2 protein-coding genes are annotated in these 1925 nt (G+C 41.6%); both read left to right on the top strand.

Annotated features, from left to right (window positions below; all coding sequences use genetic code 11):
- The coding region (locus tag DXD25_RS17335; protein ID WP_222847561.1) for a hypothetical protein at nt 1-191 on the top strand (191 nt) is incomplete at its 5' end.
- Entirely contained in the window at nt 166-1722 is a 1557-nt protein-coding gene (locus DXD25_RS16180; RefSeq protein ID WP_117664380.1) for an IS1182 family transposase, read from the top strand. The genes DXD25_RS17335 and DXD25_RS16180, both read left to right, overlap by 26 nt.
- The last annotated feature ends 203 nt before the right edge of the window (nt 1723-1925 follow it).

The following is a 1925-nucleotide window of genomic DNA, read 5'->3' as shown; positions in this document are numbered from 1 at the left end:
GAGGGTGTGTCATAAGTCTATGGCGCACCCTTTTCGTTTTTTCTTCTTTTTCCAGATACGGAACTGAAAAAATTGTTTTTATTTACAACAAAGCCCAAACTTTCACAAGCTCGGGCTTTGCCTTTCCGCAAAAGATTTGTATCTTTGCAGAAAACTTCTTTAAGTATGGCAAAGATACAAATAAAATCTGAAACTCGGCACGAATTGAGCTTTTTTCCTAACTCTTTCGATGATTATGTGCCAAAAGACAGCAAAGTTCGTATGGTGGATCGTATTGTTCGCAGTATGGACATCAACCCTCTCATGGATACCTATGATGGGATTGGTGCTCCTCCTTATAGTCCGAAGATGCTTCTAAGTTTAGTTGTTTTTGCCTATATCAATGGCGTTTATTCCTGTCGTGGCATAGCGGACGCACTTAAATACGATGTTCGCTATATGTGGATTTGTGGAGGTAAGCAACTATCTTTCGCAACAATCAACCGCTTTAGATCCAATCATATGATTAAATGCATCGACTTTTATTTTGATGCAGTCGTCTCCATATTGGTTGAAAAGGGCGTGATTAGTCTGGAGGAACAATATGTTGATGGTACTAAGATAGAGTCGAAAGCAAACAAGTACACGTTTGTATGGAAGAAGACTGTGGAAAAGAACAGGGCTAAGCTCTTGGAAAAGACCTCTGCTGCATTGGCTCAGATAAAAGAACAAATTCGCCTGAATGGCGGGAGTGACATTAAGGAAGAAGACTGCGAGCCAGCCACTTCCGCCAAGAATGTAAAGAGAAGTGCACGTTTGTGTGAGAGGCAAGCGAAGAACCTTCCTAAGGCAAAGCTTACAGGAAGAGAGAAGCAAAAGCTAAATACTCAGATAGATCACTTGTTCAAAGCCTCGGACAAACTGTGCGAGTATGAAAAATCACTGGATATACTGGGCGAGAGAAACAGTTACTCCAAGACTGATCCCGATGCGACCTTCATGCGCCTCAAGGAAGATGCCATGAACAATGGGCAGACAAAGCCTGCCTATAACCTTCAAATTGCGACAGAGAATCAATATTGGACGAATTTCGCCCTTTATCCCAATCCAACAGACACCCTGACCTTCAAGCCTTTTTTGGATAAGTACAAGAAAAGATATGGAAAGCAATCCAAGAGCGTCACCGCAGACTCAGGGTATGGCTCGGAGGAGAACTACGAGTACCTAGAGATGGAAGAGATGATGGGTTATGTAAAGTACAACTGGTTTCACAAGGAACAGCATAAGCCTTTCAAGGAGGATGCCTTCAACCAAGCGAACTTCTACTACAACAAGGATGATGACTATTATGTCTGCCCCATGGGACAACACATGGAACCTTGTGGACAACGGCAAACGAAAAGTGACTCCGGCTATGTGTCTGTCATTACATTATATAGAGCACAACGATGTGATGGATGTCCGCTTGGAAGTCTCTGCAAGAAATCCAAAGGCAACAGAACCATATATGTCAACCATAAACTGAATGCATATAAAAAGGAAGCCTTCCTGCTACTAACGTCTGAAGAGGGCTTGAAACACAGAAGCCAGCGACCGATAGAGCCGGAAGCTGTATTTGGGCAGATGAAGGCGGATATGCATTATAAGCGATTCAGGCATTTTGGAATGGACAAGGTTTATATGGATCTAGGATTGTTCGGAATGGGATTCAATTTGAAAAAATATTTGGGTATAAAACGATAAAACTCAATTTTGGTTGTTTTATCGTCAGAGATAACTATGCCCTTTTGTGAACTTCCTGCCTGTTTATAATAGAGAAGATTGGAAAAAGTAAAATTTGCAGACGATATAATATGATTCCCTTTTTGGAATAGGCTACGATACTTCTAGGATTATGCAATAAATAACATAAAAGAGGGTGCGCCATAGACTTATGACACACCCTC

The organism is Prevotella sp. TF12-30 (assembly GCF_003436715.1).
In the GTDB taxonomy this organism is placed as follows: domain Bacteria; phylum Bacteroidota; class Bacteroidia; order Bacteroidales; family Bacteroidaceae; genus Prevotella; species Prevotella copri_A.
This window is presented reverse-complemented; position numbering and strand designations above follow the sequence as displayed.